24 protein-coding genes and 2 tRNA genes are annotated in these 25,909 nt (G+C 65.0%); 14 read left to right on the forward strand and 12 right to left on the reverse strand.

The window, feature by feature from the left end; all coding sequences use genetic code 11:
- Positions 1-3 precede the first annotated feature (3 nt).
- The 5 genes from KY496_RS14690 to KY496_RS14710 form a co-directional block, all read right to left on the reverse strand.
- The gene (locus KY496_RS14690) at positions 4-2,169 is read right to left on the reverse strand and encodes a bifunctional diguanylate cyclase/phosphodiesterase (protein ID WP_219861273.1); all 2,166 of its coding nucleotides are present in this window, start codon (positions 2,167-2,169) and stop codon (positions 4-6) included.
- A 267-nt stretch (positions 2,170-2,436) separates the two neighbouring features.
- Positions 2,437-2,637 (reverse strand): hypothetical protein, encoded by a 201-nt coding sequence (locus tag KY496_RS14695; RefSeq protein ID WP_219861275.1) that lies wholly within the window; start codon positions 2,635-2,637, stop codon positions 2,437-2,439.
- 255 nt (positions 2,638-2,892) lie between these two features.
- Positions 2,893-3,795 carry a site-specific tyrosine recombinase XerD gene (gene xerD / locus KY496_RS14700; RefSeq protein ID WP_071361430.1) on the reverse strand — a complete coding sequence of 301 codons (903 nt, stop codon included), beginning with the start codon at positions 3,793-3,795 and terminating at the stop codon, positions 2,893-2,895.
- Complete coding sequence (locus KY496_RS14705; RefSeq protein ID WP_184237004.1) at positions 3,768-4,292, reverse strand: methylated-DNA--[protein]-cysteine S-methyltransferase; 525 nt, start codon at positions 4,290-4,292, stop codon at positions 3,768-3,770. Before KY496_RS14705 ends, xerD begins: the two co-directional genes overlap by 28 nt.
- 437 nt (positions 4,293-4,729) lie before the next feature.
- Positions 4,730-5,728: a TRAP transporter substrate-binding protein gene (locus tag KY496_RS14710; RefSeq protein WP_219861277.1), complete on the reverse strand. Its 999-nt coding sequence runs from the start codon at positions 5,726-5,728 to the stop codon at positions 4,730-4,732.
- A gap of 135 nt (positions 5,729-5,863) precedes the next feature.
- Here KY496_RS14710 and KY496_RS14715 point away from each other — a divergent pair, with 135 nt between their 5' ends.
- The 3 genes from KY496_RS14715 (at position 5,864) to KY496_RS14725 (ending at position 9,057) form a co-directional block, all read left to right on the forward strand.
- Positions 5,864-7,873 carry a nitrogen regulation protein NR(II) gene (locus tag KY496_RS14715; RefSeq protein WP_219861279.1) on the forward strand — a complete coding sequence of 670 codons (2,010 nt, stop codon included), beginning with the start codon at positions 5,864-5,866 and terminating at the stop codon, positions 7,871-7,873.
- Between the two features lie 96 nt (positions 7,874-7,969).
- Positions 7,970-8,551: a response regulator transcription factor gene (locus tag KY496_RS14720; protein ID WP_184236995.1), complete on the forward strand. Its 582-nt coding sequence runs from the start codon at positions 7,970-7,972 to the stop codon at positions 8,549-8,551.
- Positions 8,552-8,676: 125 nt separating this feature from the next.
- Positions 8,677-9,057 (forward strand): DUF3052 family protein, encoded by a 381-nt coding sequence (locus KY496_RS14725; RefSeq protein ID WP_005665381.1) that lies wholly within the window; start codon positions 8,677-8,679, stop codon positions 9,055-9,057.
- A gap of 19 nt (positions 9,058-9,076) precedes the next feature.
- Here the strand turns inward: KY496_RS14725 and queG are convergent, their stop codons facing one another.
- Positions 9,077-10,174 (reverse strand): tRNA epoxyqueuosine(34) reductase QueG, encoded by a 1,098-nt coding sequence (queG, locus tag KY496_RS14730; RefSeq protein ID WP_184236992.1) that lies wholly within the window; start codon positions 10,172-10,174, stop codon positions 9,077-9,079.
- A 40-nt stretch (positions 10,175-10,214) separates the two neighbouring features.
- Between queG and tsaE the strand changes: the two genes are divergently transcribed.
- Genes tsaE through KY496_RS14745 form a run of 3 tightly spaced genes read left to right on the forward strand, consistent with a single transcriptional unit; the run spans position 10,215 to position 12,989 of the window.
- Complete coding sequence (gene tsaE, locus KY496_RS14735; protein ID WP_219861281.1) at positions 10,215-10,724, forward strand: tRNA (adenosine(37)-N6)-threonylcarbamoyltransferase complex ATPase subunit type 1 TsaE; 510 nt, start codon at positions 10,215-10,217, stop codon at positions 10,722-10,724.
- On the forward strand, positions 10,676-12,190 hold the full coding sequence (locus KY496_RS14740) for an N-acetylmuramoyl-L-alanine amidase (protein WP_219861283.1): 1,515 nt from the start codon (positions 10,676-10,678) through the stop codon (positions 12,188-12,190). The genes tsaE and KY496_RS14740 overlap by 49 nt, the downstream gene beginning before the upstream one ends.
- A 13-nt stretch (positions 12,191-12,203) precedes the next feature.
- Positions 12,204-12,989, forward strand: coding sequence for a D-hexose-6-phosphate mutarotase (locus KY496_RS14745; protein WP_005665376.1), 786 nt, complete (start codon positions 12,204-12,206; stop codon positions 12,987-12,989).
- Between the two features lie 49 nt (positions 12,990-13,038).
- On the opposite strand, the gene KY496_RS14750 is transcribed toward KY496_RS14745, so the two are convergent.
- Positions 13,039-14,064, reverse strand: a complete 1,026-nt coding sequence (locus KY496_RS14750) for a carbonic anhydrase (protein ID WP_184236989.1) — start codon at positions 14,062-14,064, stop codon at positions 13,039-13,041.
- Between the two features lie 118 nt (positions 14,065-14,182).
- Positions 14,183-14,830 (reverse strand): VTT domain-containing protein, encoded by a 648-nt coding sequence (locus tag KY496_RS14755; protein ID WP_071361421.1) that lies wholly within the window; start codon positions 14,828-14,830, stop codon positions 14,183-14,185.
- Between the two features lie 126 nt (positions 14,831-14,956).
- Between KY496_RS14755 and KY496_RS14760 the strand changes: the two genes are divergently transcribed.
- From KY496_RS14760 to KY496_RS14780, 5 genes are all read left to right on the forward strand, one after another.
- Complete coding sequence (locus KY496_RS14760) at positions 14,957-15,886, forward strand: peptidylprolyl isomerase (protein WP_184236986.1); 930 nt, start codon at positions 14,957-14,959, stop codon at positions 15,884-15,886.
- Positions 15,887-15,930: 44 nt separating this feature from the next.
- Positions 15,931-17,862 carry a DNA mismatch repair endonuclease MutL gene (gene mutL / locus KY496_RS14765; protein WP_040775208.1) on the forward strand — a complete coding sequence of 644 codons (1,932 nt, stop codon included), beginning with the start codon at positions 15,931-15,933 and terminating at the stop codon, positions 17,860-17,862.
- Positions 17,859-18,815, forward strand: a complete 957-nt coding sequence (gene miaA, locus KY496_RS14770) for a tRNA (adenosine(37)-N6)-dimethylallyltransferase MiaA (RefSeq protein WP_219861285.1) — start codon at positions 17,859-17,861, stop codon at positions 18,813-18,815. The genes mutL and miaA overlap by 4 nt, the downstream gene beginning before the upstream one ends.
- A gap of 81 nt (positions 18,816-18,896) precedes the next feature.
- A tRNA-Met gene (locus tag KY496_RS14775) sits at positions 18,897-18,973 on the forward strand.
- A 62-nt stretch (positions 18,974-19,035) separates the two neighbouring features.
- A tRNA-Met gene (locus KY496_RS14780) sits at positions 19,036-19,112 on the forward strand.
- A gap of 57 nt (positions 19,113-19,169) precedes the next feature.
- On the opposite strand, the gene KY496_RS14785 is transcribed toward KY496_RS14780, so the two are convergent.
- The 3 genes from KY496_RS14785 to KY496_RS14795 all read right to left on the reverse strand — a co-directional run bounded on the left by KY496_RS14785 (position 19,170) and on the right by KY496_RS14795 (position 21,024).
- Positions 19,170-19,328 (reverse strand): hypothetical protein, encoded by a 159-nt coding sequence (locus tag KY496_RS14785; protein WP_219861287.1) that lies wholly within the window; start codon positions 19,326-19,328, stop codon positions 19,170-19,172.
- Positions 19,329-19,412: 84 nt separating this feature from the next.
- The gene (locus KY496_RS14790) at positions 19,413-19,745 is read right to left on the reverse strand and encodes a putative signal transducing protein (protein ID WP_184236980.1); all 333 of its coding nucleotides are present in this window, start codon (positions 19,743-19,745) and stop codon (positions 19,413-19,415) included.
- A gap of 10 nt (positions 19,746-19,755) precedes the next feature.
- Entirely contained in the window at positions 19,756-21,024 is a 1,269-nt protein-coding gene (locus tag KY496_RS14795; RefSeq protein WP_005665365.1) for a DUF445 domain-containing protein, read from the reverse strand.
- Positions 21,025-21,181: 157 nt separating this feature from the next.
- On the opposite strand from KY496_RS14795, the gene ybaL reads away from it, so the two are divergent.
- The gene (ybaL, locus tag KY496_RS14800) at positions 21,182-22,897 is read left to right on the forward strand and encodes a YbaL family putative K(+) efflux transporter (RefSeq protein WP_071361415.1); all 1,716 of its coding nucleotides are present in this window, start codon (positions 21,182-21,184) and stop codon (positions 22,895-22,897) included.
- A 6-nt stretch (positions 22,898-22,903) separates the two neighbouring features.
- Here ybaL and KY496_RS14805 read toward each other — a convergent pair whose 3' ends face one another.
- Positions 22,904-23,440: a lipocalin-like domain-containing protein gene (locus tag KY496_RS14805; RefSeq protein ID WP_184236974.1), complete on the reverse strand. Its 537-nt coding sequence runs from the start codon at positions 23,438-23,440 to the stop codon at positions 22,904-22,906.
- A 480-nt stretch (positions 23,441-23,920) separates the two neighbouring features.
- Between KY496_RS14805 and KY496_RS14810 the strand changes: the two genes are divergently transcribed.
- Entirely contained in the window at positions 23,921-24,397 is a 477-nt protein-coding gene (locus KY496_RS14810; protein ID WP_219861289.1) for a hypothetical protein, read from the forward strand.
- 30 nt (positions 24,398-24,427) lie between these two features.
- Positions 24,428-25,678 (forward strand): IS256 family transposase, encoded by a 1,251-nt coding sequence (locus tag KY496_RS14815; protein WP_157225494.1) that lies wholly within the window; start codon positions 24,428-24,430, stop codon positions 25,676-25,678.
- Positions 25,679-25,909 lie beyond the last annotated feature (231 nt).

The raw sequence follows: 25,909 nt of genomic DNA on the forward strand, positions 1-25,909 counted from the left end.
GTATCAGCCAGGATGCGGTGACAGGTCGGGTGTCGCCATGGCCGCGCTGGCATAAAACCCCTGGTAATCGTCACAGCCATGCCGGCGCAGGAAATCCAGCTGCTCGGCCGTCTCCACGCCCTCTCCCACCACCCGCAAGCCCAGGCTGCGCGCCACCGAAATGATGGCCGGCACCATGGCCGCATCGACCGGGTCGTGGCCGACGTTGCCCACATAGCTGCGGTCGATCTTGAGCTTGGTGAGCGGGAAGCGGCGCAGCGCCTCCAGGCTCGACAGGCCGGTGCCGAAGCGGTCGATGCTCAGCTGCACGCCGCGTGCGCGCAGCGCCATCGCCGTCTCGAAAGCCGGCTCGCCGCGCACCAGCGCCTCTTCGGCGATCTCGAGCTCGAGCGCTCCCGGCCCCAGGCCGGCGCCCTGCAAGGCGGCGTCGACCGCCGCCAGCAGCCCCGCATGCGCGAGCTGGGCGGCGGACAGGTTGACCGCGACCGTGACCGGAAACCCCGCATCGCCCCAGGCGCGCGCCTGGCGACAGGCTTCCTTCAATACCCATTCGCCGATCGGGACGATCAGGCCGGATTCCTCGGCCACCGGCAAGAAGTGCTGCGGCAGCAGCAGGCCGCGCTCGGGATGGCGCCAGCGCAGCAAGGCCTCGACCGTGCCGACGCGGCCGCTTGCCACCTCGACCTCGGGCTGGTATTCGAGCACGAATTCATGGCTCTCGATCGCCTGGCGCAGCCGGTTCTCGAGCTCGACCCGCTCGATCACATGGGCGTTCATGGCCGGATCGAAGAAACGGAAGGTGTCGCGTCCGTCCTGCTTGGCGTGGTACATCGCGACGTCGGCATGGTGCAGCAGGGCCTCCACCTCGTCGCCGTCGTCGGGGCACAGCGCGATGCCGATCGAGACCGACAGCGCCACCTGCTGCCCGCCAACGTCGATGGGCCGCGCCACCGCCTGGGTGACGGCGCCGGCCACGTGCGCGGCCTGGTCGGCGCCCTTGATGTCGCCCAGCAGCACCACGAATTCGTCGCCGCCCAGTCGGCTGATGGTGTCGACCCGGCGCACGCAGGCGCGCAGGCGCGCGGCGACCTCGCGCAGCACGGCGTCGCCGGCCTGGTGGCCGTGGTGATCGTTGATCGGCTTGAATTTATCGAGGTCGAGGAACATCACGGCGCAGCGGTCGCGCTGGCGGCGCCAGGTGGCCAGCGCCTGGTGCAGGCGGTCGAGGAACAGGATGCGGTTGGGCAGGCCGGTCAGGGCATCGTGCTCGGCCTGGTGCCGCACCTGCTCCTCGAGCCGCTTGCGCTCGCTGATGTCGGACAGCATCGCCATATAGCTGGACACGTCGCCGTGGGCGTCGCGGATCGCCGTCAACGCCACCCGCACCGGATAGCGCTCGCCATTGCTGCGCACGCTGGCCAGTTCGCCTTCCCAGTGGTCGTGGCCGTCGAGTTCGGACCAGATGCGCTCGTAGAAGCCGTCGGCGGCATCCCAGCCCAGGCTGGCCAGCGACTGGCCGAGGATGTGCTCGGGGACGTGGCCGGTGATGCTGGTGAAGGCGCCATTGACGGCGCGCACGCGGTAGTCGGCATCCATCATGATGATGGCGTCGCGCGCGTTCTGGAACACCTGGGCCGCCTGCGCCAGGTTGCTCTCGGCCTCTTTACGCGCCGTGATGTCGACTTCCATGCAGAAGATCTCTTGCATCACGCTGTCGTGCCTGACCGGGTAGTGGCAGGAATAGACCCAGTGGCGGCGGCCGGTGCGCGATTGCACCTGCCAGTCGCGCGCCGGCGGCGCGTGGCCGCTGCGCCAGATCGCGGCGATCGCATCCTCGAACTCGGCCTGGCGGTCGAGGTGGCACACCAGCTCGCGGAAGGGCTTGCCGACCGCCTCGTTGGACGGGATGCCGTACAGTTCTTCGCTGGCGCGGTTCCAGAAACGGATGGCGCCGGCCTGGTCCATCGAATGCACGGCGACCGCCGGCGCCAGCTCGAGCGCCGTGACGAAATGGTGGAGCCAGCCGAAGGCTTCGGCCCCACCGTCGCCACGTCCCGGGAGGTCGCCTGCGGGACTGGCTTGCCCATCCCCGGCAAGTGGAGAATCGAGGGAGGGCGCGGCCGACGGCGCGGACGGGTGCGCCGCGGAATTCGGCGGTGGTTCGCTCACAGCAATGGCCTTTCGCTATGGAAACGACAATAATCAGGTAGACAACACCGACATTGTCATGCCATGGCCGGCCATGCCGTTTGCGAGCTCGCAAACGGCGGGCGGCATGCGCTTTGTCACGCCATACCGCCATTCACACCGGCCAACTGACAGCTTGTCGCATTCAGATGGCTCAGACCGTTGTGGATGCTTATAGTTCCATCATGCGCCAGGGGCTCCATCGATGTCGACGGAGCACGCGCGCAATCCTTTTGATGGGCTGGCCGCTCAGGCCAGGCTCGGCGGCGCCGCGGCAGGGGTGCGCTGTTCGCCGTCCTCGCCGTTCGCAGCGCCGTCCGGCTGCATGGCCCCGGCGCCGTCGGCCGGCGCGTTCTTCGCTTCCAGCTTGCGCTTGGCTTTTTCTTCCGCCTTGCGCTTCTTTTCGAGTTCCCGCTGCCGCTTTTCGTAAGAAAAATTGTTCCGTGCCATAGTCACCTCGACGTGTTTAATTCAAGGAAAATGCTGCACCTGCACAGCCATTATGGACTACTTCGCGCTTCCCGACTTTGAACCTATCCCGGTAGGTGGGAGGAAGTTCATGGCGACATGCGCGTAGGCGATGCATGGCGAGCGTGAGCAAGGCGCGAGGAGGCCGCATGGCGAGCCATGCAACGACGAGCAACGCAGCACACGCTTGCCAGGCGCGGCAGAAACGACTCTCACCTACCGGGATAGGTTCTTGCGCTAGCCACGTGGGTGATGCTGCGCGTGCAGCCGTTTCAGGCGTTCGCGCGCCACGTGGGTGTAGATCTGGGTCGTCGAAATATCGGCGTGACCCAGCAATAATTGCACCACCCGCAGATCGGCCCCGTGGTTCAGTAAATGCGTGGCAAAGGCGTGGCGCAGCGTATGCGGCGACAGCGGACCGGTGACGCCGGCCTTCGACGCGTGTTTCTTGATCAGGATCCAGAACATCTGGCGCGTCATCGGGCCACCGCGGCCAGTGACGAACAAGGCGTCGTCGACCTGGCCGTTGAGGATGATGCCGCGCGCATCCTTCAGGTAGCGTTCGAGCCAGCGCCGCGCCTCTTCGCCGAACGGCACCAGGCGCGTCTTGCTGCCCTTGCCGGTCACGCGCAGCACGCCATCGTTCAGGCTCACTTCGACCAGTTTCAGGGCCACCAGTTCCGATACCCGCAAGCCGCTGGCATACATCAGCTCCAGCATCGTGCGCTCGCGCAAACCCAACGGCGTCGAAATATCGGGGGCGGCCAACAGGGCCTCGACCTGGTCCTCGGTCAGGGTATGCACGAAACGGGTCGGCTGGCGCGCCGACGGCATCTTGAGGCAGGGGTCGGTCGATATCTGTCCGCGGCGCAGCAGCAGGCCATAGAAGCGCTTGAACACCGACAGCCGGCGGTTGGCCGTGCTCGGCCGCGATTCCGGATGGCGGTCGGCGAAATAGGCGCTGAGATCTTCCGCCCCCACGGCCAGCAGGCCGCGCCCCGGGCGCTTGGCGTCCAGCCAACCGGCGAACAGGCGCAGGTCGCGCCGGTAAGCGTCGAGCGAGTTCTTCGCCAGGCCCTGTTCCAGCCAGAGCGTGTCGCAGAACTCGTCGATCAGGGCCAGATCGACTGCTGCTGCCATGGAGCGGCGGTGGCGCCTTCGTGCCGCAGCAACCAGCGCTTGACCGAAAGATGGAAACCGTTCTCGTCGTTCTGGTTCGAGAAGCCGCCCAGACCGCCGGATGCCGTGACCCGATGGCAGGGAATGACCAATGGGAACCAATTGGCGCCGCAGGCCTGGCCCACGGCGCGCGGATGCGAGCCGATCACCTTGGCCAGGTGGCCATAGGTGCGCACGGCGCCGCGCGGGATGGCGCTGATCTCTTGCCACACCTTGCGCTGGAACTCGGTGCCGGCGTCCATCAACGGCAGGTCGAAGCTGAAATCCGGGTCGTCCAGGTAGCGCGCGAGCTGCTCGGCGCTGCGCTGCGCGATGGCGCTGTCCGCGCTTTTTTCGGCGAACGAAGGCGGTAAATACACCACTTCGCGCAGCTTGTCGTCGGCGGTGCGGATGCCCAGCGCGCCGAAGGGAGCGGGCACGATGGCATTGAAAATCTGGCTGGCAGGATCGGGCTTCATAGTGGGGGCGACTGAGCAATGTGTTGCCCAGGCATCTTAACCGGGCAGCGCCCATGCGGGCCAGCGATTGGACGATTCGAACGAAAAAAAAGCGCACCCTCAGGTGCGCTCCAATTCGGGTCACGTTTCCGGCCGCCGGGTCTTGCCAGCGACTTCTGTCAAACGTGGTGTCTCCTCGAATGTCTCCGGTATGGATTACCGTGCTTTTATCAATGCTCCCCCAAAAACCTTGCATGCCGCTTCTATTGCTTGTTCTTGGCACTGCCGCGCACCATCCCAGTGCGCATGAGCCCCATGATAACGCAAGTTCTTATAGAAAATGTATCTTTTCGGCCACAAATTTGGAAAATTATTTTACTTATAAACAAAACGTGATTGTCGACATGCTGTAGGCGCATGTCAGCGCGCCCTCCCGCATCGCCGATCCCTGCCTTACGTCAGCGCCCCACTTCGCGCAGGATGGCGCGCACGGTTTCCTTGCCGATTCGACCTTCCATCTGTCCATACACCGGCTGCATCGCACGCCGCCATTCGGCCTGCTGGGCTGGCGTGAGCGTGTGGATCGTCGTGGTGCCGGCCTGGCGGATGGCTTCGATGGCGTCGTCATTGGCGCGTTGGGCGATCTTTTTTTCGTACAGCGTGGCTTCGCGCATGGCGCGCGCCAGGGTGTTGCGGGTGTCGGCCGGCAGTCCATCCCAGAATTTTTTGTTAACGATCACCGCGTACCCCAGATAGCCGTGGTTGGACAGCGTCAGGTGGCTTTGCGTCGCGTGCATGCGCTGGGTGTACATATTCGACGGCGTGTTCTCGGTGCCGGCCACCACCCCATCGCGCAGGGCGGGTGCGGCTTCGGAAAAGGCCAGCGCCAGAGGCTGGGCGCCCAGCGCGCGCATCTGCGCATCCAGTACCTTGGACGCCTGGATACGCATGCGCAATCCCTCGAAATCCTTGGGCGAGGTCAAGGGTTGGTTGGCCGACATGATCTTGAAGCCGTTATGCCAGAACGCCAAGCCGGTGATGCCCTTGGGCTCGAGCTTGCGCAACAGGTTGCGGCCGATGCGGCCTTCGGTCACCTTGTACAGCGCCGCCCGGTCCGGGAAGATATACGGCAGGTCGAACGCCTCGAAGTCGCGCACGCCCAGCGGCGAGAACTTGGCCAGCGACGGCGCCAGCATCTGCACCGCGCCCAGCTGCAGGGCCTCGAGCTCCTCGCGGTCCTTGTACAGCTGGCTGTTCGGATACACTTCTACCTTGACTTGGCCGCTCGTCATTTGCTCGGCCAACTCCTTGAAACGCTCGGCGGCACGGCCCTTGGGCGTGTCGGGCGCCACCACGTGGCTGAACTTGATGACGATCGGCCCCTGCGCCAGGGCGTCGACACTCGCGGCCGCCGCCAGCACGAAAAACGCTTTGGCGGCCAGGGTCTTGATCTGCATGACGGTTTAATTCTTTCTAATGAAACCTTACACTGGCGGATGCACTGCCGCACGCAAGTCTGTGCCGTGCCCGTGTCGACCGCCATCGTGGACTTCCACAACAGCTGGACAGTTTAACCAATACAGGACTCTTGCATGAAAATTCCGTTCGCCCAGCCCATGTCGGAACCGCGCGCGCGCATCCGCGCCTGGCGGTTCTGGCGCTGGCTGGTGCCGATGCTGCTGGTGCTGCTGTTCCTCGCCGTGCTGATCTGGCTGCCCTGGCAGGCGCGCCAGATGGAAAGCACCGAGCGCCAAGAGCAATTGATTGCAGACACGCTGTGGGTCGAGCAGACCTTGCGCTTCGAGCTGGCGCGCAGCGAGGATGCGCTCAGCGCCCTCGGCGCCGACCTGGTGGTCGCGCCGCTGCCGCCGGAGAAACTGCAGGCGCGATTCCGCCAGATGTTCGTCAACGGCCCGGAGCTGGTGCGCGTGGTGTGGAGCGACGCCGCCGGCGCGGTGCTGGCCAGCCATGGCGCCGACCTGCCCGCCGCCGGCCTGCCCGAGACCACGGCCCTGGCCGGAGAAATGGCGCGCTCGATCCGGCGCGGCCGCTACAGCGAACCGTATGGCGCCACGCCATCGACCCATGGCCTGATCGATTTCTACCTGCCGCTGTTTCGCAATGGCCAGTTCATGGGCAGCCTGGTCGCGACCTACAGCCTGCAAGTGCTGCTCGACGAGACCGTGCCCTGGTGGTTTGCCCAGGATAATGCGCTGGCCCTGATCGACCGCGACGAACAGGCGGTGGCGCGGCGCGCCGCCGGCGGCCCGGGACGCGGCGTGTACACCCACCAGCGCGAGCTCGATCTGCCGGGCGCCCAGCTGGTGCTGTCGACCAACAGCGTCAAGCGCGCGCCGCAACTGCTGCCGAACCTGCTGGTGGGCTCGGTGATCGTGCTGGCCCTGGGCCTGTTGACCAGCCTGGCCGCGCTGTGGCGCCACATCTCGCGCACGCTGGCGGCGGAAAGCGCGCTGCGCCAGCAGATGGCGTTTCGCACGGCGATGGAAAACTCGCTGCTCACCGGCCTGCGCGCGCGCGACCTGGAGGGCCGCGTCACTTATGTGAACCGCGCCTTCTGCCAGATCGTCGGCCATCCGCCGGAAGAATTGATCGGCAAGAAGCCGCCGATGGCCTACTGGGCGCCGGAAGCGACCGCCGAATACGAGGAACGCTTCCAGGGCATCTTGTCGGGCAAGATCACGCCGCAATTCGAGACCGTGTTCCAGCGTCCGGACGGCACCCGGGTGCCGGTGCTGGTGTTCGAAGCGCCGCTGGTGGACGTCGACGGCCGCCATACCGGCTGGATGAGCTCGGTGCTCGACATCACCGACCGCAAGCGGGTCGAAGAGCTCAACCGCCAGCAGGAAGAAAAGCTGCAGGCCAGCGCGCGCCTGGCCACCATGGGCGAACTGTCGTCGATGCTGGCGCACGAGCTGAACCAGCCGTTGGCGGCGATTTCCAGCTACACGGTGGGCGCCCTGAACATGCTCGAGCGCGCCGCCGGCACCGGCGACGACCTCAAGCCGGGCATGCTGCGCCATGCGCTGGAACAGGCGCGCCAGCAAGCCCAGCGCGCCGGCCAGATCATCCGCAGCGTGCACGAGTTCGTCAAGAAGCGCGAACCGCTGCGCCAGGAGGTGACGATCCGCAGCGTCATTTCCAGCGTGCACGCCCTGATCGAGCTGCAGGCGCGCCAGGCCGGCGTGGCGCTGCGCGTGCAATTGCCGCCCGGCTTGCCGACCGTGCTGGCCGACCGCGTGATGCTGGAACAGGTGCTGCTCAACCTGACCCGCAATGCGATCCAGGCCATGCAGGACACGGCGCCGGACCAGCGTGTGCTGCGCATCGAGGCAGTACACGTGGACGAGCAGGTGGCGGTGTCGGTGATCGACCGCGGCCACGGCATCGCGCCCGAAGTGGCCGAGCGGCTGTTTTCTCCGTTCTACTCGACCCGGGCCGAGGGCATGGGAATGGGCTTGTCGATCTGCCGCACCGCGATCGAGTTCCATGGCGGCACCCTGAGCCATGCGCCGCATCCGGCCGGCGGCACCGTGTTCACATTTTCGCTGCCGGCCCAAGCGGCCAGCCGGGCGCTGGGCTAAAATTCGGTCTGCGGCGCGCAGGGCTATCCTGGATGCGCCATCTTTACGAGAAAAGCAACAAGGCGGGAAGCCCATCCCGCCACTACGGAGACCTGCATGCTGCACATCGTCGACGACGAAGAAGTCATTCGCGACTCGCTCGCCTGGCTGGCGCAATCGCGCGGCCTGCCCGCGCGCGGTTACGCGGGCGGCCAGGAATTCCTCGACGCCCTGCAAGACCTCGACGTCAGCGGCGACTGCCTCCTGCTCGACGTGCGCATGCCCGGCATGAACGGCATCGCCGTATTCGACGCGCTGATCGGCCGCGGCCTGCTGCCGCGCCTGCCCGTGATCTTTCTCACCGGCCACGGCGACGTGCCGATGGCGGTCGACTCGCTCAAGCGCGGCGCTTTCGATTTCTTCGAGAAACCCTTCAACGACAACCAGCTGATGGACCGGGTCGAGGAAGCCCTCGCCGCCTCGCGCAAGGCGGCCGCCTCGGCCGGCGTGCAGGCGCGCCTGGCCACCCTGTCGGCGCGCGAACGCGAAGTGCTCGACCTGATCCTGGCCGGCATGATGAACAAGGTCGTGGCCGATAAACTGGGCATCAGCATGCGCACGGTCGAGGTGCACCGGGCCCATATCTTCGACAAGATGCAGGTCAAGACCGCCGTCGAGCTGGCTGGGCTGTTGAAATAACCCGTCTTTTTGCCGACCTTGTCGCGCGTCAAGCGTTCCAGCTTCTCATGGGAAGCCTTGTAAAATAGTCTTGAACGCGCCGCGGCCCCGGGCGCCGCGATGCCACTCTCTTTTAGGAAACTCCAATGAACGAAAAGACAGTTGCAGACAAGATGTTTTTACGAACGGCGAAATCGATGCTGGTGCTCAATGGCCAGGTCAATCCGAACGTGGCGGCCCAGATGCCGGCCGAGATCGTCAAGGAGGGCGACGGTCCCTTCGACGTGATCCTGATGTTCTGCATGCACCGCAAGGATCTCGAGCACTATTTCGACATTGCCAAGCGCAAGCTGGGCGAGAAGGGTTCGCTGTGGATCGCCTACCTCAAGCAGACCGCCTCCAAGGCCACCGACATCAACCGCGATTCGATCAATGCCTATGCCAAGGAGAACGGCATCACCGGCGTGGCCATGATCTCGATCGACGGCGACTGGTCGGCCCTGCGCCTGAAGCGCATCGAGATCTGATGGCCTGACGCATACCGGCTCAGGCGGCGTGGCGCGCCAGGGCCCAGGCGACGTGTTCGCGCACCAGTTCGGATGGATGATCGAGCCGGGATTGCAAGGCCGCCACGATGACAGCATCCCCACGCTTTTTCTCGGCGGCATTTCCCAACCCTACCGCCAGATTGCGCAACCAGCGCTCATGGCCGATGCGGCGGATCGGACTGCCTTCCATGCGGCGGTTGAATTCTTCTTCGTCCCAGGCGAACAGCTCGAGCAGGTCGCCTCCACCCAAGCCATTGCGTTCGTCGAAATCCGGCACCACCGCGCGCTGCGCAAACTTGTTCCACGGACAGGCCACCTGGCAATCGTCGCAGCCATAGATGCGGTTGCCGATCAGGGGCCGCAATTCTTCCGGAATACTGTTCTTGAGCTCGATCGTCAGGTAAGAGATGCAGCGCCGCGCGTCGAGCTTGCCCGGCCCCAGGATCGCCCCGGTCGGGCACAGGTCGATGCACGACTGGCACTGCCCGCAATGCGCGCCGGTGGGCGGGTCGACGGGCAGCGGCAGGTCGACCAGGATCTCGCCGATGAAGAAGGTCGAGCCGGCCGCGCGCGACAGCAGCAGCGTGTGCTTGCCGCGCCAGCCCAGGCCGGCCTTTTCGGCCAGCGGCAACTCCATCACCGGCGCCGAATCGGTGAACACCCGAAAGCCGAACGGCCCGATCGCGTCCTGGATGCGGCCGGCCAGCGACTGCAGGCGGTTGCGCAAGACCTTGTGGTAGTCGCGGCCGCGCGCATACACCGAGACCACGGCGGCCTCCGGATCCTGCTGGCGCAGGCGCTCCCGGGCGCGCCAGTCGGCATCCTGGGCGGCGGGCAGGTAATCCATGCGCGCCACGATGGCGCGCACCGTGCCCGGCACCAGTTCGGCGGGACGGGCACGCTTCATGCCATGGCTTGCCATATAATCCATCTCGCCGTGGTAACCCGCGTCCAGCCAGGCTTGCAGCCCGGCCTCCAGGTGGCCCAGGTCGACGTCGGCGACGCGCACGTCGGCAAAGCCCAGCTCCTTGCCCCACGCCTTGATGGCGCGCGCAAGCTCAGGCAGGTCGGGGGCAGGGTTGGGGGAAGTGGGCATACCGCAAGAAATCACGCAGAACAACTCGCTATTTTATTCGATGCAGCCTTTTAAATCGCGCTTGCAGCGCTATCTGCCGGACGAATCCGCCACATCCGCCCTCGGCGCCGCCCTGGCGCGCGCCTTGCAGCCGGGCCTGGTGATCTACCTGCACGGCGACCTCGGCGCCGGCAAGACCGCCCTCACCCGTGCCCTGCTGCAGGCGGCCGGCCATGCCGGCACCGTGAAGAGCCCGACCTATACCTTGTCGGAACCGTATCGGGTGATGCTCGATGGCAAGCCATTGAACGTGATCCACTACGACCTGTACCGCATGTCGAGTCCGGAAGAATTCCTGGACGCGGGCTTTCGCGAAGACTTCGATGGGCGCAATGTGTGCATCGTCGAGTGGCCCGAAAAAGGCGATCCGGTGTTGCCGCCGCCCGACTTGCGTATCTTGCTCAACGTTAGCGGGCCCGGCCGTGATGTAGAATTGCAGGCGTTGTCCGAATTAGGCCTGCTATGCCTCGACCGTCTCGCTCCCCTTCTGCCGCCCCAGCCGCCCGCGTGACGCCTTCGTCCTCGCGTCGCCGTGTCCTGCTCAAGGCCGGCGGCACGCTGCTGCTGTCCGTCATCCCGCTGCGCGCCAGCGCCAATGAAATCCTGGCCGTGCGTGTCTGGCCCGCCCCCGACTACACCCGGGTGACGCTGGAAAACGACACCGACCTCAAGGCCGAACACTTCCTGATCCCCGATCCGCCGCGCCTGGTGGTCGATATCGACGGCCTCGCCCTGAGCAACACGCTCAAGAGCCTGGTGGCCAAGATCGAACCGAACGACCCCTACATCAAGCAGGTCCGGGTCGGCCAGAACCGCCCGAACGTGGTGCGCCTGGTGTTCGACCTGAAGGCCGAGATCAAGCCGCAGGTATTTACCCTGGCGCCGGTGGCCGGCTACCAGCACCGCCTGGTGTTCGACCTGTACCCGGCCACTCCGGTCGACCCGATCGCTGCCCTGATCGAACAGGGCGACTGGAGCCCGGGCCCGACCACGACCCTGGCGGCCGACCAGCCGGCCCTGGGCGACCCTGTCGCCGCCACCCCGGTGGCCGGCGCGCCGGCCTCGCCCAATCCCGCCACCGGCACGCCGCCGGTGCAGATTCCCGTGCCGCCGCCCGCCGTCCCGCGCACCCAGCCGAATGCCGGCCCGGACGCGATCGCCAAGCTGGAAGCCGAAATGTCGGGCCTGAAGGGCACGGCGCCGGCCCTGGCGGTGCAGCCGCCGCCGGCCAAGGCGACCGCCGCGGCGCCTGCCCAGAAGGTGGCGCGCATGATCACCATCGCCCTCGATCCGGGCCATGGCGGCGAAGACCCGGGCGCGATCGGCGCCAAGGGCAGCCGCGAGAAGGACATCGTGCTGGCGGTGGCCAAGCGCCTCAAGGCCAAGCTGGAGCAGATGCCGAATACCCGCGTGATGCTGACCCGCGACGGCGACTTCTTCGTGCCGCTGGGCACCCGCGTGCAAAAGGCGCGCAAGGTGCAGGCCGACCTGTTCGTCTCGATCCACGCCGACGCCTGGATTTCGCCGACCGCGCGCGGCTCGTCGGTGTTCGTGCTGTCGGAAAAAGGCGCCAGCTCGAGCGCGGCGCGCTGGCTGGCGAATGACCAGAACAAGGCCGACCTGATCGGTGGCGCCAACCTGACGGGCACCAGCGACAAGCACCTGGCCAGCGTGCTGTTCGACCTGTCGACCACGGCCCAGATCAACGACAGCCTCAAGCTGGGCAAGGCCGTGCTGAAGGAAATCGGCGGCATCAACCGCCTGCACAAGGCCTCGGTCGAGCAAGCCGGCTTCGCCGTGCTGAAGGCGCCGGACATCCCGTCCATCCTGGTCGAGACCGCGTTCATCTCGAACCCGCAGGAAGAAGCGCGCCTGAACGACGACGGTTACCAGGACCAGTTGGCCAACGCGATCACGAATGGCATCCGCCGCTATTTCGCCGATAATCCGCCCATGGCCAAGAGCCGCCAGACCTGAGTCCGACCCCATCATGGAAAACATCACCTTCGGGCAACTGCCCGCGATTCGCATCACGGCGCCGGATGGCGCCAGCGCCGTCGTCACCCTGTATGGCGGCCACCTGGTGTCGTGGCATGGCGCCGACGGCGGCGAGCGCATGTTCCTCAGCACCCGCTCGGCCCTGGACGGCAGCCGCGCGATCCGCGGCGGCGTGCCCGTCATCTTTCCCCAGTTCGCCGAGCGCGGCGACGGCATGCGGCATGGTTTTGCGCGGGTCAGCAGCTGGCGCCTGGAAGCGCACGGCATCGAGGGCGATGCGGCGTGGGCCGAGTTCGGCCTGACTGATGCCGACCTGGCGCCGGCGACGGCCGCCGCCTGGCCGCACCGCTTCGCGCTGGCGCTGCGCGTGACCGTGCGCGCCAATCAGCTGGAGATGGCGTTCAGCGTGCGCAACACGGGCGACGCGCCCTTCCCGTTCGCGGCGGCGCTGCATACCTATCACCTGGTGCCGCACCTGGCGGACGTGCGCATCGAGGGGCTCGAGGCGGGGACGCTGTCCATCGCGGACAAGCTCGACGTGGTCTACGAGAACGTGGGCGACGGCATCACCCTGGGCACCTGGGCGCGCGTCCTGACGCTGGAACAGGAAGGCTTCCGGGATGCCGTGGTATGGAATCCGGGCGCCGCGGACACGGCCGCGCTGGCCGACATGGAAGACGACGAGTACCAGCGCTTCGTGTGCATCGAGCCGGCGCAGCTGACGCCGGTCGAGCTGGCGCCGGGTGCGGTGTGGGAAGGCCGTTACCGCGTTTCCTGACGTTCGCGCCCAGATCATGAAAAAACGCGCCTTGGCGCGTTTTTTTGTTTTACATGGATTCCTTGATCATCCGCCCGTTCGCCTGCTGCACAGGCCGCGAATTGAAGGGATACAGGCGCGAGAACAAGGCCATCTGCTGCGGCGACGCCGTCATCGGCTGCTTCATCACCAGCCACAGCACGTTCTCGGTGCATGGCGGCTCGCTCAGCGACCCCATGTAGGTGAAGTAGTCGCGTCGCGCCGGCAGGATCTCGTTGACGTCGATCACGATCGACGGCGTCACCGTCATGTGCTTTTCCAGCGGCAGATTGTTCCACACGGTCTGGATCATCGGATTGGCGTCGCCGCGCTCGAGCAGCACCGCCAGGATCGCGATCTTGTTGTCGTAGCTCTTGTGCACCAGATGCACGACCATCTCGGTGCCCTTGCCGTTGATGCGCTCCTCGCCCGGACGGTGGAAGTGGAATTGCTGCAGCTCGTAGGTGGTCCCGCCCACGCTCAGGAAGTTTCCGCCCGCGACATTCACCTGGATCGTATGGCCATTGTCGATCTCGTTGAACGAGCTCGGGTGATAGTCGAAGTTGATCTGCTCCAGGTCGACCTTGATGCCGTCGCGCAGGTCGATCGGCGACTGGCGGTTGCCGGTATTGCAGGCTGCCCAAGCGGTATTGATCTTCGACCAGTTCTCGGGACCGAACTCGCCCTCATAGGTCCAATGGGTGCCGTTCTTCGGCTTGGCGGCTTCGATTGCCGCGGCGGCAGCGGCGGCGGCTTCCTTCTTGCGGCGGGCGTCCGCGGCGCGGCGTGCGCGTGCGGCTTCCTCGGCGCGCAGCGCCTGCTTGGCGCGCAGCTCGGCCAGTTTTTCGGCGATGCGGACCGACAGGTCGACTTCCGCGTCTTCTTCGGATTTTTGGGCAGCCGCCGGGGTGGCCCCGGCAGGCCGCAGGTTCGGCTTGATCGAGGCGATCGCCGCGGGCTTCTCGGCCGCAGGCTTGGTCGGGGCTGCATCGTTCGCATGCGCCGTGGCCACGGTCAGGCTCAGGCTCAAGGCGAATAGTGCGATCAGGTTACGCATGGGTGTCCAGATAGTGTGCTTACCCTATCCTTATCGGACCCGGCGCAGCTAACTTGAGTGCGCTGCAGCAACAAAAGGCGCTGAATTTACGCCTTTTGCCGACTTGTCATTCTAAATGTTAATTACGGCTGAGCATGCGCCGGCCAAGCTTGTACAGACCGCCGATCGCCAGCGGCACGATGGCCGCGCTCACGCCCACCAGCACGATCTCGGTCAGGTGGTCCTTGATGATCGGCACATGGCCAAAGAAATAGCCGGCCGTTACCAGGCTGACCACCCACAGCAGCGCGCCCGCGACGTTGTACAGCTGGAAGCGGGTGTGCGTCATGTCGGACACGCCGGCCACGAAGGGCGCGAAGGTGCGCACCACCGGCACGAAGCGCGCCAGGATGATGGTCTTGCCGCCATGCTTTTCGAAGAAGGCATGGGTGCGCGTGAGGGCATCCTTGTTGATCCAGCGATAGTTATGCGTGAACATGCGATGGCCTACCGCTTCGCCGATGAAATAGTTCACCGTATTGCCGGTGACGGCGGCGGTCACCAGCAAGGTCGTCAATAGCGGATAGCTCATCTCGCCGGTGGCGCAGAAGGCGCCGGCGATGAACAGCAGGGTGTCGCCGGGGAAGAAGAACAGGACCACCAGGCCGGTCTCGCAGAACACGATGGCGAACAGGACGAGGTAGACGTAGGTGCCGTACTGGGCCAGCAGGGCGCCGAGGGATTTGTCGACGTGCAGCAGCATGTCGAACAGGTGCATCAGGTCCATGATATTCCTAAACGAGAGCCTGACATTATAGCCCTCTCCCCTCTTGCAAGATGTTCACGCGATCTGGAGGGCCCGGCAGCGCGCTGGGCTACAATTGCCCGCACATAAATAAGAAGCGGAGCAGACATGCAGGCAATGACCATGATCGGAGCACTCACCGGCAGCGCCCTCCTCGCCCTGTTCAGCAGCGGCGCCAGCGCGGCGCCGGCCAGGCCCGGCAAGGAACTGCCGCCCAAGCCCTCGGTGGCGGACGTGGTCAAGGCGTCCCAGCCGGGCGACTGGCGCCCCCTCGATCCGGAAAACACGCTGTACATGGAACTGCCGGCCGGCCGCGTGGTCATGGAACTGGCGCCGAGCTTCGCGCCGAAGGCGGCCGGGAACATCCGCGCACTGGTGCGCGAGCGCTATTTTGACGGCCTGTGGATCATGCGCGCGCAAGATGGCTTCGTGGTGCAATGGGGCGATCCGGACGAAGAAACGCCGCGCCCGTTCAGGGCCGACAAGACAGTGGACGCCGAATTCACCGTGCCCGCCAAGGGCACCGGCAAATTCACGCAGCTGAAGGAGCGCGACGTCTACGCGCCGCAGGTGGGCCACGTGAACGGCTTCCCGGCAGCGCGCGACCCGAAGGCCGGCCAGGCCTGGCTGCCGCACTGCTACGCCATGGTCGGCGTGGCGCGCGACGAGGCGTCCAATACGGGCAACGGTTCGCAGCTGTACACCGTGATCGGCCACGCGCCGCGCCACCTGGACCGCAACATCACCGTGGTCGGGCGCATCGTGTCCGGCATGCCGCTGCTCACGGTGATGCCGCGCGGGACCGGCGCCGCCGGTTTCTACGAGAAAGCCGAGCAACGCACGCCGATCGCCAGCGTACGCCTGGCGGCCGACGTGCCGCTGCCTGAACGCAGCAAGCTCGAGGTGATGCGCACCGAGAGCACCGCCTTCCAGGCCGTGATCGAGGCCCAGCGCAACCGCGGCGGTCCGTGGACCAAGGTCGCGGCCGGCGCCATCGACCTGTGCAATGTGCCGATTCCCGTGCGCGAACAGCAATAAGCCATCGACGATCCGGGGCCATGGCAGCGCGATATAATCGCACCATGAACGCCCCAGCCCCGACCCACCGTCCCATCCAGCAGCTCCCCGACCAGCTCATCTCGCAGATCGCCGCCGGCGAAGTGGTCGAGCGGCCATCGGCCGTCGTCAAGGAACTGCTGGAAAATGCGCTCGACGCGGGCGCGACCCAGATCACCGTGCGCCTCGAAGAAGGCGGCGTCAAGCGCATCGCGATCACCGACAATGGCCGCGGCATCGCGCCGGAACAGCTGCCGCTGGCGCTGGCGCGCCATGCGACCTCCAAGATCTCCTCGCTGCACGACCTCGAGAACGTGGGCACGCTGGGCTTTCGTGGCGAGGCGCTGGCCTCGATCGCCTCGGTGGCCGCGGTGCGCATCACTTCGCGCACGCCCGACGCGGCCCACGCCTGGGAAATCGTCGGCTCGCACGAGGGCACGGTCGCTCCATCCTCGGGGGCCTGCGGCACCACGATCGACGTGCAGGACCTGTACTTCAACACGCCGGCGCGCCGCAAGTTTTTAAAATCCGAACAGACCGAATACGGCCACTGCGCCGAGGTCGTGCGCCGCATCGCGCTGGCGCGTCCGGACGTGTCGTTCAGCCTGTCGCACAACGGCCGCACGATCGACCACTGGAACGTGAGCGAAGCAGCCAAGCGCAGCGCCCACATCCTGGGCAGCGATTTCGCCGAGGCGCGGCTCGAACTGGACGAGTCGGCCGGCCCGCTGCACCTGCACGGCTACGTCGGCCTGCCCACGGCCTCGAAGGCGCGCGCCGACGGCCAGTTCTTCTACGTGAACGGGCGTTTTGTCCGCGACAAGGTGCTGGTGCACGCGGTGCGCGCCGCCTACCAGGACGTGCTGCACGGCGACCGCTTCCCCTCCTATGTGCTGTCGCTCGACCTCGATCCGGCGCTGGTCGACGTCAACGTCCACCCGTCGAAGATCGAAGTGCGCTTCCGCGACAGCCGCGCGGTGCACCAGTTCGTGTTCCACGCGGTGCAGCGCACGCTGGCCCAGACCTCGGCCACGGCGCACGGCAGCGTGCCGGCGCCGATCACGGCGGCCGAGGTAAGGCCCAGCGGCACGCCGCTATGGCAGTTATCGGAATCGCCGTCACGGCCGCAGATGCGGCCACACGAGCAGACCTCGTTCGGGTCGCAGTTGTCGACCTTCTCGCCGTCGCCGTATCCGGCGGGCAGCCGCTGGGATGATCCTTCCACGCAAGGCGGCGTGGCGCAGCGTACCGAGGCGTATGGCGCGCTGTTCAAGTCGGATGCGACGACCACGGTGCCTGCGCCTTCGTCCGCCCCGATGGACGTGCCGCTCTCGGCGTCGGACCGCCCGCTGTCGAACGACGACTTCCCGCTCGGCTTCGCGCTGGCCCAGCTGCACGGCATCTACATCCTGGCCCAGAACACGCGCGGCCTGGTGCTGGTCGATATGCACGCGGCCCACGAGCGCATCCTCTACGAGCAGATCAAGAACGCGCTCGACGCCCAGGCCCAGGGCCAGGAGATGCAGGTGCAGTCGATGCTGATCCCGGTGACCTTCTACGCCGACGCGATCGAAGTCGCGACCGCGACCGAGCACCAGGACACGCTGAAGGCGCTGGGCTTCGACATCGCCGCGCTATCGCCGACCACCCTCGCCGTGCGCAGCGTGCCGACCCTGCTCAAGAACGCCGACGCCCAGACCCTGGCGCGCGACGTGCTGCGCGACGTGCGCGAATACGGCGGCTCGCGCGTGCTGATCGAGCGCCGCAACGAGCTGCTCGGCACCCTCGCCTGCCACACGGCGGTGCGCGCCAACCGCATCCTGGCCGTGCCCGAGATGAACGCGCTGCTGCGCCAGATGGAGAGCACCGAGCGCGCCGACCAGTGCAACCACGGCCGCCCGACCTGGGTCCAGCTCGAGATCTCCGCGCTCGACAAACTGTTCTTGCGCGGCCAATGATGAACGAGACGAACAAGCCGATGGCCGTGGCCATCATGGGCCCGACCGCGTCCGGCAAGACGGCCAGCGCCCTGCGCATCGCGCAAACGCGACCGTGCGAAATCATCTCGGTCGATTCGGCCCTCGTGTATCGCGGGATGGACATCGGCACCGCCAAGCCCACACCCGACGAACTGGCCGCCGTGCCGCATCACCTGATCGACATCCTCGATCCGCTCGAGGCCTATTCGGTGGCGCAGTTCCGCGACGACACCATCCGCCTCGTCGGCGAGATCACGGCGCGCGGCAAGCTGCCGCTGCTGGTGGGCGGCACGATGATGTATTTCAAGGGGCTGGTCGACGGCCTGGACGACCTGCCGACGGCGGATGCCGGCGTGCGCGCCGCGCTCGATGCCGAAGCCGCCCGCATCGGCTGGCCCGGCATGCACGAGAAACTGCGCGCGGTCGATCCGGTGACGGCGGCGCGCCTGGCGCCGAACGACGCCCAGCGCATCAACCGCGCGCTGGAGATTTTCGAACTGTCCGGCCAGCCGATGTCGGCCCTGCTGGCAAAGCGTGCCAAGCCCGAGCTGCCGTTCGAACTGGTGTCGTTCGGCCTGGAGACTGAAGACCGCTCTGTGCTGCACCGACGCATCGCGCTGCGCTTCGACCAGATGCTGGGCGATCGCGACGACGGGGGCCTGGTGGCGGAAGTGGCGCGCCTGCGTGCGCGCGGCGACCTGTCGCCGGCGCTGCCGTCGATCCGCTGCGTCGGCTATCGCCAGGCTTGGGACTACCTGGATGGAAATATCAGCCGCGCGGAACTGCGCGAACTGGGCATCATCGCCACCCGCCAGCTGGCCAAGCGCCAGATCACCTGGCTGCGCGCGATGCCGGACCGGATCGTGATCGATTGCCTGGGGCTAGAACCGGCGGGGGCAATGCTGGATCACCTGGCGACGTTAAGTAAATGACATCGGCGCGACATTTTTCCGCGCAGAACACGCCACGATCTTGACACGCAACCAGTCGCGCCCGATAATATTGGTCGTTGCGGTGATATAGCTCAGCTGGTTAGAGCACAGCACTCATAATGCTGGGGTCGGTGGTTCAAGTCCACCTATCACCACCAAGAATTCCAAGCGAATGGCTTGGCTCTCCAACGAGTCAAGCCATTTTTGCTTTGTCAGTTTCGGTGATATAGCTCAGCTGGTTAGAGCACAGCACTCATAATGCTGGGGTCGGTGGTTCAAGTCCACCTATCACCACCAGATACAGAACGGCCCGGTTGGCGACAACCGGGCCGTTGTTGTTTCCAGCGTCATCGTTCAATGCTTCTTGCCGCCACCCGAGACCTTGTTCTCGGTGGCCCAGGCACGACGCTCGGCCTCCTTCTTGCCGACGCCCTTCTTCTCGTAGCCTTCCTTGATGTGCTCGGCCTGGCGCTTTTGCTTGTCGGTGTACGACGATTTATCACCCTGGGGCATGATGTTCTCCTTTTGACACAAGAGAGCACAGCGTACGCCTGTGGCGCGCGTCGATTCGTGCGCCACCCCACGCTCGCGCGCGGTCTACTCAGCCTTATGCCACTCGCCGTCCGGCGCGTGCTCGTCGAGCGCATAGTCGCCGCGCGCCAGGGCTTCGAGCACCGCATACGCCTGTTGCACGTGTCCGGCATCGACCAGCAGGCGCACGCCGCCCAGGGCCGGCGCCAGCAGCAGGTCGGTCTGCATCAGGTGGGCGTCGGCCAGCATGGCGGGGATGCCCGACGCTTCCAGGCAGCCCTGGGCCAGGTTGGCGTCCAGCGGGATCATGTAGCGCGCCACCACGTACAGGTCGCGCTCGGGAATGCGCTCGACCTCGGGGTGGGCGGCCAGCCAGTCGTTTAGTGCGAGCGTGTGCATGGTGAGGCCTTCAGTTCAGGAGCGCGGGCAGGTGGGACAGCAGGTACAAGGTCACGCCGATCATGCCGCCCACGATGGTGCCGTTGATGCGGATGTACTGCAAGTCCTTGCCGATATTGAGTTCGATCTGGGCCGACATCTCGCGGTCGTCCCACTGCTTGACGGTGTCGGCGATGTGGCGCGTCAGGAAGCCCGCGAACTCGGGCGCCACGCCGCGCGCGGCTGCTTCCAGGTTCTCGTGCAGCGACTGGCGCAAGGCCGGGTCTTCGCTGAGCACCTTGCCGATCCAGGCGCCCATGGCGACGATGCGGCGGCGCAGGCTGGACTCGTCGCTTTCCAGGTCGCGCTTGAGCCAGGCCTTCAGCTCGGCCCACAGCGAGCCCAGATAGGCGTTGAGGGTCTCGTCCTCGAGCAGGTAGCGCTTGACGTCGTCGGCCTTGGCCAGGAAGGCCGGGTCGCCTTTCAGGCGCTCGATAAAGCCGGCCACGTAGTCGTCGAAGCGGTGGCGCAGCGAATGCTCGGGATCGGCCGCGACCTTGTTCAACACGCCGGCGGCCAGGCGCACGGCGATGTCGGCGCCCTTGCGGCCGATGAGGTCCGACGGCAGCATCTTCTCGATGAAGGCGTAATCTTCCTTGAGCCAATCGACGATGCCCTGGGCGATGTAGTCCTGGGTATCCGCGTTGTCCAGCAGCCGCGCCAGTTGCCGGATGCCCTCGTCGAGCAACTCCTGGTGGCGCCGGCCGCGGGTCAGGCTTTCGAGGATCGCGCCGCTCGACTTCGACAGGTCGACGCTTCTCACCATCGTGTGCACGCCGCGGCGGATGAAATTCTGCACCGCCGCGTCCTCGATGAAGTCGAGCATGAAGGTGGCGGCGCGCACCAGGTGGGCGCCCATCAGCTCCGTATTGGCGGGCTTGACCAGCCACTCGGCCACCTTCTGCACCGGATCGTGACGCCGGATCAGCCCGACGATGGAATCGGTGTCGAGGAATTTTTCGCGCACGAACAGGGCCAGGTTGTCGGCGATCTTGTCCTTGTTGCTGGGGATGATGGCGGTATGGCGCGAGACGATCGGGATCGGCACGCGCCGGAACAGGGCCACCACCGCGAACCAGTCGGCCAGCGCGCCGACCATGGCCGCTTCGGAAAAGGCGCGCAGCAGACCGGTCCACCAGGTAGCCGGCAGCAGCAGGCTGATCACGAACAGCACGGCCGCGCCCACGAAGAAGCCCAGGGCGATCAGTTTGGAACGGCGCAGTTCATCCTGTTTTTCCATGCGGCCTGGCTCGGCAGTGACGTTATGCCAATGCTATCGCACTTCCCGCGCGGACGACGCGCCGACGCTGTCTACCTTGCTCGCGGCGTTTTCACGACCTGTACATACTGCTGACATATACTGAAGATCTTCCAACCACATCGAACGCTCCCCCTGCATGCACCATGAATTAAGCCTGATCACCACGATTGCCGCCGCGCTGGGTTTTGGCCTGATATTCGGCATGCTGGCGGTGCGCCTCAAATTGCCGGCGCTGGTGGGCTACCTGGCGGCCGGCGTCTTCATCGGCCCGGCCACGCCGGGCTTCGTGGCGGACATCGGCCTGGCCTCGCAGCTGGCCGAGATCGGGGTCATGCTGCTGATGTTCGGGGTCGGGCTGCACTTCTCGCTGAAGGACTTGCTCGACGTGCGCCGCATCGCCCTGCCCGGCGCGCTGCTGCAGATCGGCGTGGCCACCGCGATGGGCATGGCCCTGTCGTGGTGGTGGGACTGGAGCCTGGGCGCCGGCATCGTGTTCGGCCTGGCGCTGTCGGTGGCGAGCACCGTGGTGCTGCTGCGCGCGCTGGAGGCGCGCGGCGTGCTCGACTCGATGAACGGGCGCATCGCGGTGGGGTGGCTGGTGGTCGAGGACCTCGTCATGGTGCTGGTGCTGGTGATGCTGCCGGCGCTCGCCGGGCCGCTGGGCGGCAAGGGCGATGCCGGGCTCGATCTGTGGCCGGCGCTGGGCATGACCCTGCTGCAGGTGGGCGGCTTCATCGCCTTCATGCTGATCGTCGGGCGCAAGGTCTTCCCGTGGTTTCTGTGGCGCGTGGCCAGGACCGCGTCGCGCGAACTGTTCACCTTGTCGGTGATCGCGGCGGCGGTCGGCATCGCCTATGCGTCCTCGAGCCTGTTCGGCGTGTCGTTCGCGCTGGGCGCCTTCTTTGCCGGCATGGTGCTGCGCGAATCGGAACTGAGCCACCGCGCGGCCGAGGAGTCGCTGCCGCTGCGCGACGCGTTTTCAGTCCTGTTCTTCGTCTCGGTCGGGATGCTGTTCGATCCGATGGTGTTGGTCGACAATCCGCTGCACGTGCTGGGCGTGGTACTGGTGATCGTGGTCGGCAAGTCGCTTGCCGCATTCATCCTGGTGCTGGCGCTGCGCTATCCGCTCAATACCGCGCTGACGGTGTCGGCCAGCCTGGCGCAGATCGGCGAGTTCTCTTTCATTCTCGCTGCGCTGGGCATGCAGCTCGGGCTATTGCCGGAGCTGGGGCAGAACCTGATCCTGGCCGGCGCCATCATCTCGATCGCCTTCAATCCACTGGTGTTCTCGTCGATCGAGCCGGTGCAGCGCTGGCTGGGCAAGCAGGATCACCTGATGCACTTGGCGCGCAAGCTGGAACGGCCGGCCGACCCGCTGGCGGAGCTGCCGATGACGACCTCGCGCGAAAAGCTCAGCAACCAGGTAGTGCTGGTGGGCTTCGGGCGGGTCGGGCGGCGCATCGCCGAAGACCTGACGGCGCGCGGCATTCACTTCGTACTCGCCGAGCAGCACCGCGAACTGGTCGAGACGGCGCGCGAGCGCGGGATTCCGGCGGTGGTGGGCAATGCGGCGGAACCGGCGGTGCTGATCCAGGCGCATATCCACAAGGCGGCGATGCTGGTGATCGCGACGCCGGATACCTTCGACGTGCGCAAGATGGTGGAGATTGCGAAGGCGCTCAATCCCGCCGTGCGGTGCGTGGCACTTACGCATAGCGACAAGGAAGCGGAGTTGTTGCGGGCGGAGACGGGTGGGCGGGTGTTTGTCGGTGACGAGGAGCTGGCCGGCAGCATGACAAGGCATGTGCTGGAAACGCTGCGGGAGCAGCAGCGTGCTCCACTCGAGCATTGAGCGATATTAGCGGATAGCTGGCACGGGTCTGTCAATCGCCACATCCTGGACCCGCTGCCAGATGATCCGGATCCTGGTGCCGTCCGGCCTCTGGAAGTTTTCGGTCATGCGATCGCCTTCGACGACCAGGCGCAACTCCTTGCGGGTACGGACCTGCCCGATCCAGTTCGGAAACGTCGATGCCTCGACGCGGTTGCCGCTGAAGACGCCTTCCTTGTCCACCGTATAGGTGCCGAAGAAGCTGATGTTGCCGGCCATCGCGGCGCGGTTTTCCTCGGCCGTGCCCTGCCCTCTGACATCGGAGGCAAATTTCGGAATAGTTGCATCGGTCAGCACTTCGATGAAGTGCATGTCTTCGGTGAACACGAGCAGGCCGTTCGGCTTGCTGCCATACGCCGGCAGGTTCTTGCTGTCAGGGTCGATTTGGGCGGTCACCATGCGCCAGGTGCCCAAGATTTGGTTCAGCGATTCGGCCTTGGCAGACGTACTGACACCAATCAGCATCGCTATCAGAATGGATAGAGCGGACTTCGATTTACACATGATATCTCCTGGGTGCGAAATATCCGTCACGTGCGATCTTGGGCCGGATAGCTATCCTACCCTTGCTACGATCGTAATCGAGTAGAACGGACTGATCATCTGCCAAGCCTCGTACGCGGTGATGAATCACGCTGAACAATAACGTCACTCAGATCAGTTTTTAGAAGACGAGGTAGGCTTTTGAAAACGATGACATAGCGCAATAGGCATCTGTCAGAGCACCGATATCGTGTACCCGACAAATTTATCTAGAGCATATCCGCTATGGCTATCGAAGTAGCGAAAAAAATCATTACTGCCCTGCGCGAGTATTCTCGAATAGCCCAGTGCGCGGCACATATTTGCTCATTCTGTACTGTAAGCGCTACGACAAAATTTCGGATAGCAAGTTGGCGACTCCAGGCATTCAACTTAACTCGAAAAAATGGGACGTCGGCACTAACGATTTTGAGCCCTACTAAATTGTTCGCAAGTATGAGCATGCTGGTCCTGACGTTCAGCATTGCGGGCTGCGACCAGAAAGGCGCGCCTTGTGTACATCGAGGCACTGACAACATGCCACAGTATGAAGGCTGTCTTGCGCGTCATGAGACCCTAAAAATCGTCACCGAGCTTAAGCCGTTTACAGTCCTCACGATCGACTATTACAAGCCCGGCTGGGGTGGATACTACTTTTCCGACGTGCGAGAGAAATACTTCCGGATCCTGCATGACGAGCGTGTTGTCCTGGAGCGAGCAGAAGGAGTGGAGCAGTGGGAGGGCGCCGGGCGTAGCGTGCTGTTGGCGACCGTGCAAATGCTGGACGATGGCGGCCTGCATTTGCTGGACGCTGCAGCCGGTAAGCCTGTAGTGCGTCATCTTGTCACCGGCGTGAATCATTGGGAAGGAGAAAAAAACTTTGAGCACGGCTATCCGGAGCCTGTCAGAATTTCTGTGTGGAACGGGGTCATGAAATAATCCCGAAAGGACTGTTCCATGACCGAAGTGATGACCACCAAGAAGCCCAAAAAACAGAAAGCAGCGTACCCGTTTCCCGTTGAGCTGATCGACCAGTTGCTGGCCCAGGTTGAGAACAAGGACGCCGAGTCGATCCTTGGCGAATCGGGCCTCGCCGGGCAGCTCAAAAAAATGCTGGCCGAGCGTATGTTGTCGGCCGAGTTGAACCACCACCTGGCCAACGAGGAAGACGGCAGCAGAAACCACCGCAACGGTAGCAGCCCGAAGAAGGTCTTGACGCCAGGCGGGGAGCTCCACCTGGACATTCCGCGCGATCGTCTGTCGAGCTTCGAGCCCAAACTGGTGGCCAAACATCAGCGCCGGATGTCGGGCTTCGACGATCACGTTATCAGCATGTACGCTCGTGGTATGAGCGTGCGCGAGATTCAGGCGCATTTGCTGGAGTTGTACGGCACCGAGGTGTCGCCAGACCTGATTTCGACCATCACCGACGAAGTGCTCGAGGAGGTCGCGCAGTGGCAGCAGCGGCCGCTCGAGGCGATGTATCCGATCGTGTATTTCGACGCGTTGCGCCTGAAGATCCGGGACGAAGGCACGGTCAAGAACAAGGCCGTATATCTGGCCTTGGGCATTCGTGCCGACGGCCGCAAGGAAGTACTGGGTCTGTGGATCGAACAGACCGAAGGCGCCAAATTCTGGCTGAAGGTTTTCAACGAACTCAAGAACCGCGGACTGGACGATATCCTGATCGCCGTCGTCGATGGCCTGCGCGGCTTCCCGGAGGCCATCGAGGCCGTTTATCCGCAAGCGCAGATCCAGACGTGCATCGTGCACCTGATCCGCAATTCGACGACGCTTGCGGCCTGGAAGGACCGGAAGGAACTGGCAGCGGCGCTCAAGCCGATCTACCACGCTGCCAACGCCGAGCTGGCCGAAGCGGCGCTGGATGCCTTTGCAGAAGGCCCATGGGGCACCAAGTTTCCGACCGTGGCCGCGATGTGGCGGCGCCAGTGGCAGCAGGTGATTCCGTTCTTTGCCTACCCACCTGAAGTGCGCACGATCATCTACACGACCAACGCTATTGAAAGCCTGCATATGCGTCTGCGGAAGATCGTCAAGAACCGTGGTCACTTCCCCAGCGACGAAGCCGCGACCAAGTTATTGTTCCTGGCCTTGCGCAATATCGAGAAAGATTGGAAGATGCCACAGCGTACCTGGAAGCAGGCTGCCAACCAGTTCGCCATCATGTTCGGCGAGCGCTTCACGAACGCGATTATCTAACTACGAATTCTGGCCCCGCACACAGAATTTCTGACAGGTCCGCTATCCGTGGGGGCCAGAACGGCGTTACCTGCCACGCCGTTACTACAGCAACGATGCCGGCTTCCTCCTTGAGCTAGATCCAATACGTCTGCATTTAATGCCGCTAGGCTCGACGGGCATCGCGGAGCCCACGATCACGACGCTGGCAGCTGTGTCACCTGACGGACGTGCTTATGCTTATGTTGACAG

Origin of the sequence: Massilia sp. NP310, from assembly GCF_019443485.1 — a bacterium.
GTDB lineage: Bacteria > Pseudomonadota > Gammaproteobacteria > Burkholderiales > Burkholderiaceae_D > Telluria > Telluria timonae.

Coding starts and splice junctions, on each gene's coding strand:
- KY496_RS14760 (WP_184236986.1), top strand. CDS start 14,957: ATGCAGGCAATGACCATGATCGGAGCACTCACCGGCAGCGCCCTCCTC.
- KY496_RS14815 (WP_157225494.1), top strand. CDS start 24,428: ATGACCACCAAGAAGCCCAAAAAACAGAAAGCAGCGTACCCGTTTCCC.
- KY496_RS14715 (WP_219861279.1), top strand. CDS start 5,864: ATGAAAATTCCGTTCGCCCAGCCCATGTCGGAACCGCGCGCGCGCATC.
- KY496_RS14725 (WP_005665381.1), top strand. CDS start 8,677: ATGAACGAAAAGACAGTTGCAGACAAGATGTTTTTACGAACGGCGAAA.
- KY496_RS14795 (WP_005665365.1), bottom strand. CDS start 21,024: ATGGAAAAACAGGATGAACTGCGCCGTTCCAAACTGATCGCCCTGGGC.
- KY496_RS14790 (WP_184236980.1), bottom strand. CDS start 19,745: ATGCACACGCTCGCACTAAACGACTGGCTGGCCGCCCACCCCGAGGTC.
- KY496_RS14705 (WP_184237004.1), bottom strand. CDS start 4,292: ATGAAGCCCGATCCTGCCAGCCAGATTTTCAATGCCATCGTGCCCGCT.
- ybaL (WP_071361415.1), top strand. CDS start 21,182: ATGCACCATGAATTAAGCCTGATCACCACGATTGCCGCCGCGCTGGGT.
- KY496_RS14805 (WP_184236974.1), bottom strand. CDS start 23,440: ATGTGTAAATCGAAGTCCGCTCTATCCATTCTGATAGCGATGCTGATT.
- KY496_RS14750 (WP_184236989.1), bottom strand. CDS start 14,064: ATGCGTAACCTGATCGCACTATTCGCCTTGAGCCTGAGCCTGACCGTG.
- tsaE (WP_219861281.1), top strand. CDS start 10,215: ATGCAGCCTTTTAAATCGCGCTTGCAGCGCTATCTGCCGGACGAATCC.
- KY496_RS14695 (WP_219861275.1), bottom strand. CDS start 2,637: ATGGCACGGAACAATTTTTCTTACGAAAAGCGGCAGCGGGAACTCGAA.
- KY496_RS14745 (WP_005665376.1), top strand. CDS start 12,204: ATGGAAAACATCACCTTCGGGCAACTGCCCGCGATTCGCATCACGGCG.
- miaA (WP_219861285.1), top strand. CDS start 17,859: ATGATGAACGAGACGAACAAGCCGATGGCCGTGGCCATCATGGGCCCG.
- KY496_RS14720 (WP_184236995.1), top strand. CDS start 7,970: ATGCTGCACATCGTCGACGACGAAGAAGTCATTCGCGACTCGCTCGCC.
- KY496_RS14710 (WP_219861277.1), bottom strand. CDS start 5,728: ATGCAGATCAAGACCCTGGCCGCCAAAGCGTTTTTCGTGCTGGCGGCG.
- mutL (WP_040775208.1), top strand. CDS start 15,931: ATGAACGCCCCAGCCCCGACCCACCGTCCCATCCAGCAGCTCCCCGAC.
- queG (WP_184236992.1), bottom strand. CDS start 10,174: ATGCCCACTTCCCCCAACCCTGCCCCCGACCTGCCTGAGCTTGCGCGC.
- xerD (WP_071361430.1), bottom strand. CDS start 3,795: ATGGCAGCAGCAGTCGATCTGGCCCTGATCGACGAGTTCTGCGACACG.
- KY496_RS14740 (WP_219861283.1), top strand. CDS start 10,676: ATGCCTCGACCGTCTCGCTCCCCTTCTGCCGCCCCAGCCGCCCGCGTG.
- KY496_RS14810 (WP_219861289.1), top strand. CDS start 23,921: ATGCTGGTCCTGACGTTCAGCATTGCGGGCTGCGACCAGAAAGGCGCG.
- KY496_RS14755 (WP_071361421.1), bottom strand. CDS start 14,830: ATGGACCTGATGCACCTGTTCGACATGCTGCTGCACGTCGACAAATCC.
- KY496_RS14785 (WP_219861287.1), bottom strand. CDS start 19,328: ATGCCCCAGGGTGATAAATCGTCGTACACCGACAAGCAAAAGCGCCAG.